The sequence below is a fragment of the Nodularia sp. UHCC 0506 genome (assembly GCF_034931045.1).
Taxonomy (GTDB): Bacteria; Cyanobacteriota; Cyanobacteriia; order Cyanobacteriales; family Nostocaceae; genus Nodularia.
This window is the reverse complement of sequence record NZ_JAYGHH010000013.1, coordinates 15393-32261: the sequence shown is the minus strand read 5'-3', so window position 1 is coordinate 32261 and position 16869 is coordinate 15393. Positions and strand designations below refer to the sequence as shown.

General features: G+C 41.3%; 13 protein-coding genes. 4 read left to right on the top strand and 9 right to left on the bottom strand.

All coding sequences use genetic code 11. The features are described from left to right. Positions 1–5 precede the first annotated feature (5 nt). The 6 genes from VB654_RS10520 to VB654_RS10495 form a co-directional block, all read right to left on the bottom strand. On the bottom strand, positions 6–626 hold the full coding sequence (locus VB654_RS10520) for a 4Fe-4S single cluster domain-containing protein (protein ID WP_323213669.1): 621 nt from the start codon (positions 624–626) through the stop codon (positions 6–8). A gap of 153 nt (positions 627–779) precedes the next feature. After that, positions 780–2411, bottom strand: coding sequence for a CocE/NonD family hydrolase (locus VB654_RS10515; RefSeq protein ID WP_323213668.1), 1632 nt, complete (start codon positions 2409–2411; stop codon positions 780–782). Positions 2412–2589: 178 nt separating this feature from the next. After that, entirely contained in the window at positions 2590–4608 is a 2019-nt protein-coding gene (locus tag VB654_RS10510; protein WP_323213667.1) for a CHAT domain-containing protein, read from the bottom strand. A gap of 217 nt (positions 4609–4825) precedes the next feature. Continuing rightward, positions 4826–5419: a Uma2 family endonuclease gene (locus VB654_RS10505; RefSeq protein WP_323213666.1), complete on the bottom strand. Its 594-nt coding sequence runs from the start codon at positions 5417–5419 to the stop codon at positions 4826–4828. 192 nt (positions 5420–5611) lie between these two features. Beyond that, complete coding sequence (locus tag VB654_RS10500) at positions 5612–6067, bottom strand: cupin domain-containing protein (RefSeq protein WP_323213665.1); 456 nt, start codon at positions 6065–6067, stop codon at positions 5612–5614. Positions 6068–6192: 125 nt separating this feature from the next. Further along, positions 6193–6963, bottom strand: a complete 771-nt coding sequence (locus VB654_RS10495) for a cysteine hydrolase (RefSeq protein ID WP_323213664.1) — start codon at positions 6961–6963, stop codon at positions 6193–6195. Positions 6964–7046: 83 nt separating this feature from the next. Between VB654_RS10495 and VB654_RS10490 the strand changes: the two genes are divergently transcribed. Further along, positions 7047–8444 (top strand): amidohydrolase, encoded by a 1398-nt coding sequence (locus VB654_RS10490; protein WP_323213663.1) that lies wholly within the window; start codon positions 7047–7049, stop codon positions 8442–8444. Between the two features lie 73 nt (positions 8445–8517). On the opposite strand, the gene VB654_RS10485 is transcribed toward VB654_RS10490, so the two are convergent. Together VB654_RS10485 and VB654_RS10480 are read right to left on the bottom strand one after the other, a co-directional pair. Continuing rightward, positions 8518–8967, bottom strand: a complete 450-nt coding sequence (locus tag VB654_RS10485; RefSeq protein WP_323213662.1) for a hypothetical protein — start codon at positions 8965–8967, stop codon at positions 8518–8520. A gap of 99 nt (positions 8968–9066) precedes the next feature. Then, entirely contained in the window at positions 9067–9624 is a 558-nt protein-coding gene (locus tag VB654_RS10480; protein ID WP_323213661.1) for a Uma2 family endonuclease, read from the bottom strand. Positions 9625–9758: 134 nt separating this feature from the next. On the opposite strand from VB654_RS10480, the gene VB654_RS10475 reads away from it, so the two are divergent. Continuing rightward, the gene (locus tag VB654_RS10475; protein WP_323213660.1) at positions 9759–11777 is read left to right on the top strand and encodes a glycoside hydrolase family 10 protein; all 2019 of its coding nucleotides are present in this window, start codon (positions 9759–9761) and stop codon (positions 11775–11777) included. A 169-nt stretch (positions 11778–11946) separates the two neighbouring features. Here the strand turns inward: VB654_RS10475 and glsA are convergent, their stop codons facing one another. After that, on the bottom strand, positions 11947–12924 hold the full coding sequence (glsA, locus tag VB654_RS10470; RefSeq protein ID WP_323213659.1) for a glutaminase A: 978 nt from the start codon (positions 12922–12924) through the stop codon (positions 11947–11949). Between the two features lie 779 nt (positions 12925–13703). Between glsA and VB654_RS10465 the strand changes: the two genes are divergently transcribed. Both VB654_RS10465 and VB654_RS10460 read left to right on the top strand, forming a co-directional pair. Further along, positions 13704–14813: a septal ring lytic transglycosylase RlpA family protein gene (locus VB654_RS10465; protein ID WP_323213658.1), complete on the top strand. Its 1110-nt coding sequence runs from the start codon at positions 13704–13706 to the stop codon at positions 14811–14813. Between the two features lie 289 nt (positions 14814–15102). Beyond that, positions 15103–16707: a bifunctional pantoate--beta-alanine ligase/(d)CMP kinase gene (locus VB654_RS10460; RefSeq protein WP_323213657.1), complete on the top strand. Its 1605-nt coding sequence runs from the start codon at positions 15103–15105 to the stop codon at positions 16705–16707. Positions 16708–16869 lie beyond the last annotated feature (162 nt).

Below are 16869 nucleotides of genomic sequence, written 5' to 3'. Positions count from 1 at the left end.
AGTAATTATTTACTCAATCCACCTTGATAACCAGTGACAATCCTGCTACCATCCTTAAGGATATGGACTTCTATCTGGTCACTAGCCCAAGTCATCTGATCTGCTAAATCTGGGTTAAAAACATTAACGCCTTGATTGCTAGAAGAAACCAAAGACGTGGGAGAATTAATTGCTAGAGACTCCACAAAGGGACCATCAATTAAGATATCTAATTCTGCTAATAGTGCAGCCGAATCTGGTGGTGCTGATGCAGACTGTAACTGCTTAAGGGTAAACCCAGAAAAAGACATTATATTTAATCCCGCAGCTTTCAGCTTACGAGCCAAAGAAGCCAATGCTTTAGCTTGCCAAAAAGGTTCTCCACCAGAAAAAGTTACACCTGTATTATGAGGTTTACTGAGGATATTCTCAGCCAGAGTATCAACAGAAATTAATTGGTTAATCCCAAAAGACCAAGACTCAGGATTAAAGCAGCCAGAACATTCACGGGGACAACCTTGAACCCAGACAACAGCACGAGTTCCAGGGCCATTAACCTCTGACTCATCCACATAACCCATGATATTCAGATAGCCAGGAGGGATTTCGGTGAGTGCTGCTGATGGTTCCGTTAATTTAGTTTCCATCTGTTTCCTCTACTTCCATAGTAAAACAATCCAGATATTTCGCTCAATATCCGGTAAATCAATTTTTACTGTTAATTGCTAAACTCGCTGCCATCAATTTAACTCTTCTTCTTCTTTCTCTCTGCACCTCTGCGCCTTTGCGTGAAAAAACTTTTAATTAACTCTTAACGGCAGCAAAACTTGAGAAAGAAAATCATCTCCACAATTTACAGTAATTGTGATTACCTGAGCATTCATCAACTCCCCACTACTTCTTACTGTACCACTTCCAGAATTCATCGCATAAGCAGGAAAACAAGCAGCACTCAAACTTAAACGCAGGGCATTACCTTGAGCAATTCGCGCACAAATAGGTTGCAGTTGAATTTTGGTCGGCGCGTCTTCTGAACCTGGGGGACAATGGACATAACCTTGAGTTAAGTTATACACACAGCCATCAGGATGCACTTCTGACAGCACTGCACACAAATCATAACTAGGTTGATCGGCACTACAGAAGATTTCCACCGCGACATTCCCTAGTAAATGGCAATTTTCGGTTAAGGGTGCGCTAGTGTAAGTTAAAATATCAGCACGACAATCCAGCGATGATCGCTCAAAAATACCCGCCGGCAGTGCTGCATGACCACCCAAAGCGGGAACCGGTCGCCAAGGGTCATGCACTAAGACATCAAAGGAATTGGGAATTTGGGCTTGGGGATTTGGGCTGAGGGTTCCGGAATCTTCTCTGATATTAGCCAGTCCGGTGGTTGACAAAAAATAAGATTTCTGGTTTGATTTAGGGATAGTTGGATAACTATGCCAAATATTGCTTCCCATCTCAAATAAGCAAACAGGATCTTCTTCAATTAATCCTGTATCAATACCTTTAAGAAACTGGTCAAACCAGCGAACTTGCATCTTGTCCACAGGACTGACAGCATTAACACCAAAATCAACTTCACCGACTTGGCGACCCCAAGGCAAATGCGCCCAAGGACCGATGATTAAATGTTGGGGTTGAGTGCTGTGGGCGACGATATGTTGATATAAATGCCAAGTTCCTCGCAGGTAAGTATCAAACCATCCGCCGATATGGAACATGGGCAAATCAACATTTTGTAAGTGGTTTTTAGGCGAAAGTTTTTCCCAGTATGTATCGGGATGAGAATATGCCAGCCACTGATGATAAAATGACTCTGGGGCGAGTTGCTGGAGAATTTCGGGATTAGTTACAGGTAAATTACGAGATGCTGCAAATAATGCTTCATAAGCTGTTTTATCTTTTCGTAAATGGGCGGTTTCTGTAGCTAATTGAATTGCCCAAGCGAGGTTAGTTTGTAAACAAAATGCACCTCCTTCATAAGCCCAATCTGTATATAAATCATAGCCAATCATGGCTGGGCAAATTGTTTTTAATGCTGGTGGTTTTGCAGCTGCGGCATATAGTTGAGTCATTCCTTGATAGGAAAAGCCATACATTCCGACTTTGCCGTTACTACCGGGGAGTTTAGCAGCCCAATTTACGGTGTCTTCTCCATCAGGGATTTCGTGGGTAAATAGCTGAAATTCACCTTCAGAAGTGCCTCTTCCTCTTACGTCTTGAATAACTACAATGTAGCCATGTGCAGCATACCAAATAGGATGGGCATAGACAACGGTAGATGCGATCGCTCTTCCATAGGGTTGGCGCATTAATAAAACGGGAAATTCTCCCTCTGCATCGGGGCGATAGATATCTGCATCTAGGCGGATACCGTCACGGGTGTGCATGGAGGCGGTTTGTTTGGGTAGGATTTTGTGCATGATTATGATAGGCGATCGCTATAATATGATTAGGATTTAGGCACAAGCAACGGAGAAACGAACCACAGAGACACAGAGGACACAGAGTTATGAGACTTTGAGAGATTTTTTGCGTTAGGTGATTGAGTCTTTTTTTATTTGGAAGTCTCTAATATGATTAGGATTTAGGCAAAATTTGTTAAAAAGCACAGAAACCCGCCCAATTTACCGGTTCGTTGAGGGGTTTGTCATCTGGTTTATACCATTTAAGATACTGCTGAATAGTTTGCTGATGTTGTTCGTTGATTTTCGAGTGATTTTTCATCCAGTGGATAAACTGAGATTTCGTCGCATTGCGTAACCATAACTGCGCTTCACGAAGTGCTTGGGCAACGGGTAGAGAGTGCAAATTGTCGTAAAATCGAATCATTAATACAGCAGTAGCAAAGTCATTCACAGACCACAAACTACTGACTACGCTAGAACTGCCGGCTTGAAGAAAAGCAGTTGGTAAACCAATATACTCATCATTGTTGCTTGCGTAATTAGCAAGTATTGTTTCACAGGCGGAAATAGTTACAAGGCGGCATTCTGGTAAATTGAGTGGGAAGATGTCACCTAAAGTCAAACATTTTTCTAAGTTAATATTTTTACTATCAAAATAGCAGCGACCAGAAAAATGCACGACTTGCACATCTGGGTAACTGGCAATGGCTTCTAATAAAGCTGGTTTGGTGACTTGTGCTTTTTCTAAAATAATAGTGGAATTGAAGTAACCCTGAATTGCTTCAACTTCCAGATTCGGATAACGCCGATTTTCGTGGGGATATTGGATAGCTAATAAGCTTTTTTGAGGCTGATATTCTCGGTTTTTGGCAAACTTTAATAGTTGACAACTGGGTGCATATCTCACACCTCCAGAAAATTTATCTAACAGATAATTCTCTCTATTTTCTGTCAGAGGTAAAGCATGAAGCGGTAATAAATGTAGGTAACGATGGGGGATAAAAATTAAACTTTTACAAGTATTTGGGATTAAATTGAGAACATCATTAATATGTAAAATATCTGCTAATTTTTGCAGTTGTGCAGTTAGCTGATTTATCCACAAAGATTGATTTGTAGAATAATTTTCTAGATATCTGTGATACCAATTATCTAAGGCTTGTAAATCTTCAGCAGTAGATTTCCAGATGCGGGGCGTTTGGTTTTGTTTAGTAATGATAAAAGCCCGAAAGCAATCATCAAAGATGAACCACTGCACAATTGCAGTATGGTTATCTAATAATCCTTGAATTTCAATAAAGCTGATCAAAGGGTGCGGCTTTGGTAAACTTTGATTTGTCAGCAGTGACGCTAATTTCTGGGTTTTGCTACGTTCGATGTATTCAACTGCTTGGTTATAGTATTTTAATTCCAGACAAACTTCCACCATGCAACGATAGAGTTCATGCCATTCTTTTGCCAGTTTTTGTTTAATTTGACCGCTAGAAATAATGTCACTAGGCAAAGATTCTAGAACGTCAATGGCAGATTGTAAAATGTTATAAGCATCTGCAAAACGTTCAGCGACTTTGTAAGCCAAACCCAAACTGAAAGCAGTTCCGGCATAGTCTTGAGGAAAAGCTTCAGGGGTGTATTCTTGTAGTGCTTGTTGGTAGTAAAAGATGGCAGTTTCTAAGTTTGCTGCTTTGTTTCCTTGGATGCGCTGACTGTAAGCATTGCCCAGGTTATTTTGAGTTCTCGCCCATTCATTGGGAAAGCGATCGCGTGCGTATTCTTGCAGTGCTTGTTGGTAGCAAAAAATAGCCAGTTCTAAATTTTCAGACTTCGTTCCTTGAATGCGGTGACTGTAAGCAGCACCCAGATTGTTTTGGGTTGTTGCCCATTCATAGGGAAAGCGATCCTGGGTAAAAACAGTGAGTACAATTTCATAACCTGCGATCGCAATTTCTAAATTATTTGCCCGGTTTCCCCTGGGAAATTCCTGCATATAGTTACTGAAATTGCCGATCACCACTACAGTATTTTTGCGCGTTTTTTCTATTTCCAATGCTGCTAGAGTTACATCTGCCCAACTACGTAAAACTTGAGCAAAGTTTATATCTAGCTTCTCTTGGTTTGCCTCCAGCAGTGGGTCTATTACCCTGGCATCGCCCTTACTATCTGCTGTTGCTTGGAGTACCTGTAATAAAAAGTCTAGCTGGGATTCAGACATAAAGGCTTTCTTTGCGATCAGAAATTATATTGTATCTTATTTGACCTAAAGCAATTTTCCCTGCTTCTAGCTTTATAGTTCGTAGTCAGGGCTTTAGCCCTTTTTTCTTCTATTTATAACTTATAAAATAAAACACCAATATTAACTGAGGTGTTGCCATAGCTGGGTGCGCTTGATTTGGCGTTGTACAATAAACGAGTATTTTCTGTAACCGACTCTATGGATTTAAAATAATCGTCAAATCTAAAATAAAACCAGGTAGAACTTCTTCACCAGAAAGTTGAGGAGGTTGATCAAAAGAGAAATTCAAAACTTCTACATCTTGTCCTGGGCGATAAATTTCTACCGCAGGTGTTTGCGGATCAATTAACCAACCTAACCGCGCACCATTTTCTTGATACTCCAGCATTTTAGGGCGTAATTTAGTTAAACTATCGCTTTCTGAACGCAGTTCAATGATAAAATCAGGACAAAGCGGCGGAAAACGTCTTTTTTCATCTTTGGTTAAAGCTTCCCAACGTTCTAACTTCACCCAAGCAGCATCAGGACAGCGATATGCACCATTAGGTAATTTAAACTCAGTCGAAGAGTCAAAGACTTTGCCTAACTTGGTTTGACGATTCCATAAACCGAGTTCTGTATTAATATCTGAGTTTCTAATTCCACTTTCTCCACCTGTTGGTGGCATAATAATTAATTCTCCAGTCTGGGTAAGTTCTAATTGCCAAGGTTCGTTAGCAATACAGAGTTGATAAAACTGCTCATCGGTTAAACCTACGCTTGGAGGTATGTTTAAGGTGAGGGTTTCCATGACGATTTTCACGAAAGGGTTAATTCTATTATGGTGGGTAAAATTCTGGTTGCGTTAAATAATTTTGAGTGAATGTGATGATCAGTAGCTCAAACTTAAAAAAACGTAATGTCCAGATCCCCAAATTCTTTAAGAAGCCGGGGATCTATGCGAATGAAATGGAAAGGACTAAAGTCCTTACTACGAACTTTTTTAACAAGGCATTAACGTATTTTGTCTTCCTAATACTTCCATATCCTCTGCATCTAACTCCACAGGAATACCACTGCGAATTAATTCGGAAAAATCTTCATTGGGAACCATGACAGTTAAAGTATATAAGCGCGTATTTCCTGTATTCTTAATTAAATGAGTCCCAGTTGGAGGTACTAATAAACTATCCCCGGCTTGAATTTTGACACTTTTACCATCACACATAGCTACCCCTTCTCCTTTGAGGACAAAAAACATTTCTACCGCCCATTGATGACGATTTGGTGGTGTTTGTCCACCCACATCAAAAATTTCGATGCAGGAAGTTAAAGAAGTATTAGCATTGATGGAATCAAAAATAATCGCCAGTCGATTTGAGTCTTGTGGACTGATACGATATGTTTGATAGTCCTTGGGAGACTTGATAATAGGAATTACACATTTAGTAGCGTGCATAGATTCATCCCCTTACAATTGATAACGGTAAATACTCTCTACTCAGCACTCATCACATTTATTTCCTTCTTCTTCCCTTCTTCCTTTGTGTACTTTGCGGTTAGTTCCTCATACACACCACCCAATTAAGCAGGAAGCACCTTTAAAATCGCTTCTGAATCAGTCACAAAACCAAAGCATTGATTAACGTTGTATAACGTCGCCAACCAACAATACTCAGGAGAAGTAGTAGCTGTACAGTCCTTAACTAAAATGCAGTCGTATCCTAAGAAGTTGGCATCACATAGGGTAGTCATCACACATTGATCAGCATTGACACCTCCAAATAATAGTGTCGTTTTTCCCAAGTTCCGTAGAATACTATCTAAAGGCGTATCCCAGAAACCACTCATCCGATACTTATTTACACAGATGTCTTCTGGTAGCTGTGGGAGTTCATCTACCACCGCCGCCGCCCAACTACCCGCCATCAGGACTTTAGCGCCATTGCTGGGGAGAGGATCGCCCAATCCTACGCCGTCTCCTGTGGGGTTGTAGACATGAAGTAAACCAGCACTAATATTTAATAAGTCGGGACGATTTCCCCAGTTCAGCCAAATTATCGGCACACCCGCATCACGTAGTTTTGGCAGTAAACTATTTAGAGGTGCTATGGGTTGACGGGCTGGTGTGACATCTACGCCAATATGCGCTAACCATCCATCAGGGTGACAGAAATCGTTTTGCATATCAATGATGATCATGGCAGTTTTTGCCAAGTCTAGGCGCAGAGTTTTAGTTTCCGTTGGTAGAATAACGGTTTGTGGGGTCTTTTGTTGACGAGTAATATCTGCGATCGCCTGATTCACACTCCACGCATTTGGTGCAATTCCTAATGTCCGTAATGGCAGATTCATAAATTACAACATCCAACACAGTTCTTAAATTTGTAACTTGAATTGCTACTGTTTGTTTAATTACTTAATTAAGGTTAAATAAAGTGACTTTTACGATTCAAAACGTTCTGATTGCCACCAACGAAGATTATGCAACTTTAGATGTGCAGGTTGTAGATGGTAAAATAGCCGCCATAGCATCCAATTTAGATGTCATTGGTACTGCTGTTGATGGTAGCAATAAACTATTACTCCCTGGTTTTATTAACGCCCACACCCACTCCTCTGAAATGTGGCAACGGGGAATTATGTCAATTTTCCCTTTAGAATTATGGTTAGCCGAATTATATGACTTTGCGCCCTTAGATTTAGAAAAAGTTTATCTGAGTGCTTTGGGAACAGCCGTAGAAACTTTACTTTCCGGTGGAAGCAGTGTAGTAGACCATTTGGTGTTAACTCCTGGACAAGAATTAGAAACCATCGCCACTGCTGTGCGTGCTTATCGAGAAGTGGGAATTCGGGCTTTTATTGCGCCCCTAATTCAAGATGAATCCCTCACAGCCGGTATACCTTCAGGTGGGTTAGTGCAGAATAATGAACCTTATTTTCGTTCAACTGCGGCGACATTAGAAATTATAGAATCAGCCGTAAAACAATTTCATCACCCAGAAGCAGGTATAAGTATTTTAGTTGCACCAACGGGGATACAATTGTGTAGTGATGCTTTATTTACTGGCTGTATTGAATTAAGCGATCGCTATGATCTTTGTCGTCACTCTCACCTACTAGAAACCAAAGCCCAAGAAAAACTCGCCCAAGAAAAATACGGTTGTACTGCTGTTGAACATCTGCAACGCATCGGATATTTAAGCGATCGCACATCCTTAGCCCATTGTGTCTGGTTAACTGATGCTGATATTAAAATTCTCGCCCAAACCCAATCAACAGTTGTCCATAATCCCTTGAGTAACCTGCGTTTAGGCAGTGGTATCGCCCCAATATTAAAATATCTCCAATCTGGCGTAAACGTGACTTTTGGCTGTGACGGCGCTTCTAGTAACGACTCCCAAGACCTGTTAGAAGCCATCAAAATCGGTTCTATTTTACACAATACTACAGATTCAGACTATCAAAACTGGATCACACCCAGAAAATCTGTAGAAATGGCATCATTAGGAGGTGCAAAAGGACTAAATATAGCTGACAAAATTGGTTCACTCACTGTAGGTAAACAAGCCGATTTAGTAATGTATGATTTAACAAATTTATCATTACTTCCCCGGACAGATCCCATAGGTTTATTAGTATTAGGTCGCCCCACCAACGTTGTCCATAGTGCTTGGGTAAACGGGAAACAAATCGTCACCAAAAATCAAATTAACACCATTGACGTAGATAATTTACGACAAGAACTAATGAATCGTAGTCAATGGGAAACAAAGCGCAAATCTCAAACCGTCGCCCAAATAGAAACTCATTATCGCCAAGTCATGGACTTATAACCCTCACAAAAATCCCCTTTGCGAACCTTTGCGCTAACCTCCGCGAAGCTTTGCGTTAAAATCTTATCCTCATCTAACGCCTCACATAACCTAACCGCCAATTATCTAGTTCCTTCAATTGATTTAACTTACCTTGAGCAATTAACTGCAAAGCAATCCGAGTATTTAAATATCCCCTGTTTATAGTGTAATACTTTGGCTCATCAACTCCAGATAAAACCTTGCCAATATCCTGAATTCGTCCGCAACGAGTGGGAGTTCCAGGTATTGTGACTGTGAATAAACCATCAGTGCTGTGTCCACTAGGAATTAGAAATATAGCATAGACATTGTGTGGACCGAGCCAAGGTTGAACTACTAACTTCTGAGGATGAGTGTATTGTTCATTTTGTAATTGACTAAATCCCCATTCCTCACAAGTAATTAAAGGACGCTTCTCGGCGATGTAAGCAGAAATTTGAGAAAATCCCAGAACGCTGAATAGGGTAAGTAAGAATACTAGAAAAACTACAATTTTTCTCACTTTTCAAATACGAAGCTACTGCTTGGAATTTATATTTTAGCGAGTAAATCTCAGAATGCGATCGCACTTAATTGATGATTCAGCATTCAGTCTGAAAAATTAGATTAAATCTGCTTCTTCAAATACCTGTTTAGTTGTTAACTTTAAACCAGGAAGTAGGGTATTTACAATCAGCATATTATCTGTATACACTTGACTCGAACCATCAGGTAAGAAAACTCTAATACTAATAGCTTCCGGGTCTACAACCCAAACGATGGATACACCCGCAGCTAAATAATCCTTCACCTTCTCCTCAAATCCCTTTATAGTTTGATCTGGGGAGATAATTTCAATTACCAATTCGGGAATCGCTGGACAAGCTTCATTCCGCTTCCAACTGGCGGGTAAACGTTCGTAGGAAATATAAGTTAAATCAGGAACAGGAACCCAATCTTGACCTTGACGCTTTAAAATAACAGCCCATTCTGTACCTACTCTGCCTTTGCCTTTACACCATAAACGAATCAGAACAAGTAAAGCAGCTTGTAAAGTTGAATGAAAAAATTTTGGAGACACTTTCGGGACGGACTGACCATCAATAAACTCATAGTTTACATCGCCTTCTGGTAGGTTCAGAAATTCTTCTAGAGTCAGCTTTGTTCGAGTGTTAACCATACTTTTATCCTACACAGAGAAAAAGCGGGGAATGACAATCATTAAAATTTATACGGTATCACGGAGGCGTTTGCTTGACTGTTGCTAAATTAACAAAGAATATGAGAATTAAGCCAAGCTAGCTACAATCGCTCATGATATCTAATTCTACTCGTTTCCCAGACGTTCAAAATCATTGGGCCAGCCTATTCATTGAAGAATTAGCGGCGCGGCGCATTCTAAATGGTTATCCTAACGGGACTTTTCGACCAGATAACTCAGTCACTCGTGCTGAATTTGCCGCTATACTGGGGGCTGTGTTTACAGTATCCGCCAAGCGTCAGTATGTCCCCTTTGCTGACGTTCCGGCTAATCACTGGGCGATAAATGCCATTAAAAAAGCTTATGAAACAGGGTTTCTGATTGGTTATCCTGACAGGCGTTTTCGTCCCAATAACAGAATTTTCCGCAGCGATGTTTTAGTGGCTATGGTCAATGGTTTGGAAATGGCTGCTACTGTAAAACCAGACTTGCTGAGTACATTACCAGAAATTTATCAAGATGCTGAGAAAATTCCTGGGTATGCTAGAAGTCAAGTGGCGATCGCTACTAGAACAGAATTAGTAGCTAGTTACCCCAATGTGAAGTTACTCAACCCTGCCATAGCCGCAACTCGTGCCGAAGTAGCAGTTATGATATACCAAACTTTAGTACACTTAGGCAAAGCTAATAAAATACCCTCAGATTATATCATACTTCCCCCAAAACTTATACCCACTTCTCAAACAATTAGCTTGAATCATCGGCGAGAATTTCGGGGGGCGTGGGTGACAACAGTATGGAATAGTGATTGGCCTTCCAAAGCCGGACTTTCCACAGCCCAACAGCAAGCTGAATTTATCGAAATTGTCACCAGACTCCAATCGCTGAATTTCAACGCCCTGATTTTACAGGTACGTCCAGAAGGTGATGCCTTGTTTGCTTCCCAGTTAGAACCGTGGAGTGCTTGGTTAACAGGAACTCAAGGCAAAGCACCAGAACCATATTATGATCCTTTAGAGTTTGCGATCGCCGAATGTCACAAACGCAATATTGAACTTCATGCTTGGTTCAACCCCTACCGCGCCAAAACTAGCATCGCAGTTAGACCCAACGCCAGACCCCATATAGCTTTGACTAATCCAGAAGTCGTTTATCAATGGGGTAATCAACTATGGATGGACCCAGGAATCAAAATCGTCCAAGACAGGGCTTACAACGTCATTATGGATGTTGTGCGCCGCTATGATATTGATGCTGTTCACCTCGATGATTATTTTTATCCCTATCCTATCCAGGGTCAGACCTTCCCCGATAATCAAACCTATGCAGCATATAGATCCGCAGGAGGTGGACTGAGTTTAGCAGACTGGCGACGGCAAAATGTTGATCAAATGGTGTTGCGCCTATTTCAAGGAATTAAAGCCCTAAAGCCCCACGTTAAATTTGGTATTAGTCCCTTTGGCATTTACCGACCAGGACAACCACCAGGAATCAACGGCTTAGATGCTTATAATGTCCTGTATGCTGATGCGAAAAAATGGTTAGAACAAGGCTGGGTGGATTACATAGCCCCTCAACTTTATTGGCGCATCGACCAAACAGCACAGAGTTATCCCGTCCTGCTGAAATGGTGGACAGAAATTAATCCCAAACAGCGACATATATATGTAGGTAACAACATTAGTCAACTGGATGGCAAAGCTTGGAAAAATGACGAGATTAACAAACAAGTGATCATTAGTCGTAACCTAGCCGCTAACTTGTCACTGGGTAATATCTTCTTTAGCATGAGTTCCATTAATCAAAATCGTGAAGGAATCGCTGACAGTTTCCGAAATTCCCTTTATGCAACTCCCGCCATAGTACCCAGTATGTCATGGCAGAACACAGCTGCACCACCACCACCCCAAGAATTACAAGTTAACAATCGCCGTCTCAGTTGGCAACCAGGAGATGATCAACGGGTGCGTTCTTGGACACTATATCGACAAACTGGTAACACATGGATACTACAGCGCATCTTATCTGCTGGGACAACTTTTGCCACTGTCCAACAAGCCGGAACTTATGCAGTGTGTGCAGTAAACAGGTTAGGGAATGAAAGTCAGGGTTTAATGATTACAGTCAGTTAAATCAGTTATAGCAAAGTGCTGAGTTCTGAGTAGAAACCAAGTTAGCTCAAGGCTTTCAGCAATCAGCAATGTCTTAACCTCCTTGGCGATTGCTATATCAGTGAACAGTTATCAAGGCATAAGGTGGACATAAAACCAATCAAATCTCTTGACTGATAACTGATAACTGTTAAAACTTGGTGTCGCCTGAACAATCAAATAAATGTAACCCCAACCGCCGGGAAAGTTCCTCACACACTTTGACTCCCCGGACACTATTGCCACGCACATCTAACAATGGCGAAAATACTCCAATGCCCATTTTGTGCGGTGCAACTGCGATAATTCCACCACAAACACCACTTTTAGCCGGAATACCAACTGTATAAGCCCACTCACCCGAAAAATTGTACATTCCGCAGGTGTACATAACGCTGAGAATATCTTTGATATGACGACTATCTATCGCTTGTTCATTTGTCACCGGGTTAATACCTTTGTTAGCCAGAGTTGCCGCCATCATTGCTAAGTCTTGGCAATTGACGATCACAGCGCACTGCTGAAAATAAAGATCCAAAACTTCTTCAATATTTTGGTCAATCATGCCAAAATTGAGCATTAGGTGTGCTATGGCGCGGTTGCGATGTCCCGTACTGCGTTCCGAGGTAAAAACTGAGATATCCACCAGTGCATCCCGTCCGGTATATCTCCGAAACATATCCAACACCCGATTTAAGCGTTCGGTTGCACCAGATCCTTTGATTAAACTGGTAGTAGCGATCGCACCTGCATTTACCATTGGGTTATAAGGTCGCTTCGATTTTTCATCAAGAATAATGGCGTTAAATGCGTCTCCGGTTGGTTCAACCCCAACTCTAGTTAACACATAATCCCGTCCATGATCTTCTAAAGCGAGTCCGTAAGCAAGAACCTTGGAAATAGACTGGATGGTAAATTGCTGTTGATAATCCCCTACTTGGTAAATTTGGCCATCTACAGTCACAATACAAATGCTGAATAATTCTGGATTGACCTTCGCCAGTTCGGGAATATAGTTGGCTAATGTACCTTCTGTTTGGGACTGATATTTGGAATACAACTGGTTGAGAACCGCTAAAAATGGGGCTGAGACGATTTCTAAATCTTCTAAATTTGCTTGGTTTGCCATGAAGCTGATAGGTTACTCTTAAAAATCATATTTGAGTCAATATGGCAAGCGAAAATACCCGTACTTTTTGCTACATGGTTTTTCATCTACTCATATCTATGAAGCTTTTTTTATTGTCTCATCATTGATTTTAATTTATTGGGGAAAAACTTTTAGTTACCGAATAAGCTAATTTTTGCCAGTATATATATTTAGTAAAAAAGCTAACTGGAATACCGATAAAGTTCAAATTTTACATATATTTACGTAAATAAGTTATAATAAATTAACTTCCAGCTAGAGGGTAGTTGCTGGCTAATTTCAAATCAATAATTTCTGTAAGTCATAATACAGAACATTAATCCAGTAAATTTGATCAAGTAATTATAGAAAGTTTCACCTGAAGTATATTTAATTCTTATCTATACTATTTACTAAAATTATGTGTACTTTAAAGTACAATTAGAAATCAGGAGACTTACAGCTAATTAAAAATTGCCAAAATATTAAAATTTCGTATTAAAAATTTTCTTAATTGAAAAAAACGTTACATAGTCAAAATCCTCATTCGAGAACGGTTCTGCCTCGAAAACGAGAATTGAAATTGCAGGATCTGATGTAAATCTACGCTAAATCCCTGATCCCCAACCTCAAAGGTTCATGTTACTGTGTTGCAGTTAATAAACAAAAAGTGAAAGCGGAGCAAGTTCGAGTTGTTAGGAATATGTCATTGATTAAGTGGCACAAAATCCCACGAACTTAGAAACTCCTGTTCTATAGTCGCTTTAAAAATCGGACGCATGAATCAAAGATATTTGTGGACTATTGTCGCCCTGTTTCTGACTGCTTTAGGTACGCCCTTAGTCGGTCACACTCAAACTACAACGGCAAAAGAAGCTACTCCAGTTTCTCAAAAATCATCAGTTAGTGATGCCGTTAAAGTAGGAGAGTTTCAAACTACAGCAGGGAAACTTTCTTCGGATGTTGTGATTACAAACATTCATTCTCACAACATTGGGGATCGTAAGGCGGCAACCCTGTTTATCAGAAACATTCCAGTTCTCACCTTCTTGAGTTCGTACCCAGTTGCAAGTGTTGATCAGAAAGTTGGTGTAATTGGAGATAATGAGGGACAACAGTCGTATGCCCTGATTGCGGGAGACTCAGCCAAGTTAAGCAACGTAGGAAATTTTACGAATGCAAGAAATCAAAATAAATCGCTTCATGATGATCCAATTCATAGAGCTGGTTTAATAGCAGCTAGTATTAACCAGATAGTCCGAAACAGTGAGGACGCTGAAAAAATTACCGTTAGTTGGAAGGGCGAGGGCGAATCTACAGATGCTAATCAAGCCCATAACAAAAGTGCCTCTGTTCAAAAACAGCCCAAGGAGCGGTATATAATCAAACTTAATGACAAAGAATTGGTAGAAATCAACGCAAAAACCATCCTAGCAGGTACTACCAATAATCTTGCCGAAGATGCATTGCAGGCAACCAATCGCTTACGGAGACTAATTGGCAATGCGTCTCCCATCAGCGAAATTGCTGGTTTACCGGAACTTACCCAAATTTCCAACTTACAGCCAGTACAGCAAATAGCCAGCAATAGAAGACTCAGTTTCCGTGGCATAGCTTCCTTTTACGGCCGCGGTTTTGCTGGCAGACCAACTGCAACTGGCGAAAGATTTAATCCAGAAGCTATGACTGCCGCCCATCGTAGCTTACCTTTTGGTACGCGAGTCCGTGTCACTAACACTCGCAATGGTCGTTCTGTTGTGGTACGAATTAATGACCGTGGACCATTTATTCGGGGTCGAGTCATTGATGTTTCTACTGGTGCAGCTAGAGCTATAGGCATGATCAACAGTGGTATTGCACCAGTGAAGATTGAAGTTCTGGGGAGATAATTTTTCAGGCAAGGACAAAGGGGAGTGAAGAAGCAGGGGAGCGGGGAGCAGGGAGCAAGGGGGAGTTAGAAATTACTTTAAACTCCGGTTACTTAACAACCATTCTTCTTCTCCCCTGCCCCCTGCCCCCTGCCCCCTTGCCTCTTCTCCCCTGCACCCTGCCTCTTCTCCCCTGCCCCTCTGCCTACTCCTAGACCCCATTCCCTAATTCCCCTAGTTCAATACCCCTACCCCCTATTTCAGATATAAACTAACGAGGGAGAGGCTTAAAAAGAACTAGGGGAATTTTGTGCGCCTGCTGACAACAGTCGCAGCTTTACGCTGCTATTTAACTAAACGCTGTTCAGAAAATCATCTGCTGGTTCCAGAAAATTTGGGACTAGATGAGACAACTAGCTGGTATCAGACGGCTGTCGGATTGGTTCCCACTATGGGAGGATTACATCAAGGTCATTTGAGCTTGATCAGAAGAGCCAGGCAAGAAAATTTTACGGTGATTGTGAGTATTTTCGTCAATCCCCTGCAATTTAGTCCTAATGAGGATTATGAACGTTATCCCCGGACTTTAGAGTTAGACCAACAACTGTGTATACAAGCCGGAGTAGATGCAATTTTTGCACCCTCTCCGGAAGAAATGGGTGTTTCTCAGAAAAGTCTACAAGCATCTGAAGTTACACAAGTAACTCCTCCATCTGTTATGATGTTAGGTTTGTGCGGCCGTTATCGGCTAGGTCACTTTCAGGGGGTAGCAACGATTGTTACCAAACTGTTGAACTTGGTACAACCTGACCGAGCCTACTTTGGACAAAAAGATGGTCAACAACTGGCTATTATTAAACGGCTGGTGGCTGATTTGAATTTGCCAGTAGAGATTGTTCCTTGTCCTACGGTGCGGGAAGCTTCGGGTCTGGCTTTAAGTTCTCGTAACCAATATCTAACTGCACAAGAAAAAGAGCAAGCGGCAGTTTTATATCGAGCTTTACGCCAAGGATCAGCTGCATTCCAAGCTGGTGTTCGTAACAGCAGTGATCTGATAGCAGTGGTACAGCAAGAATTGGCAAAGGTTAGTAATCTAATCGTGGAATATATTGAATTGGTGGAACCGACTACGTTAATGTCTTTAGGAATAGTTGAGGAGGAAGGAATGCTGGCGATCGCAGCTCGTCTTGGTTCGACACGTTTGATTGATAATACCATCTTGAGCGATCGTCAACCCATCATCGCTATTGATGGCCCAGCAGGGGCTGGCAAATCCACAGTGGCGCGTCAAGTGGCAACTAAGCTCGGTCTAGTGTATCTCGATACAGGGGCTATGTATCGGGCTGTGACTTGGCTAGTGCTACAACAGGGTATTGCCATTGATAATCAATGTGCGATCGCCCAATTGGTCAGTCAGTGTAACATTGAACTTACTCCCAGCCATGATCCGCAATCTCCTGTTAGGGTTTGGATTAATGGTACTGATGTGACTCAAGCAATTCGCACAATTGAGGTGACATCTCAAGTATCGGCAATAGCAGCACAAAGTGCTGTACGTCAAGCACTCGTTCAACAACAGCAAAACTGGGGTAAAAAAGGTGGTTTAGTCGCAGAAGGTCGAGATATTGGAACTCATGTCTTCCCTGATGCTGAAGTAAAAATTTTTCTAACCGCTTCAGTCAGTGAACGCGCCCATCGCCGTCAACAAGACTTTAAAGAACAGGGTCAACCCGAAGTGAACTTAGAGCAGTTGAAGCAAGATATTGCCGAACGTGACTGGAAAGACAGCACTCGTAAAGTTTCCCCTTTACAAAAGGCCGCAGATGCAATTGAAATCCAGTCAGATGGTCTTAATATATCTGAAGTCACAGCGCAAATCGTTGATTACTACCAACAACGTTTATCTCAGATGTAGTTACTGTAATTTAATATTACTTTTTCGTTAAATATAATGGTGAGCAGTTCCAACTCACCGTTATAGGAATTTGCCTAAAATACAACAGTATTTTGTCGAAATCTTCCCTTTGGTAGTAGAATGACGATGTTAAGTTTTCTATCCTTTAATACCTGGGTATAA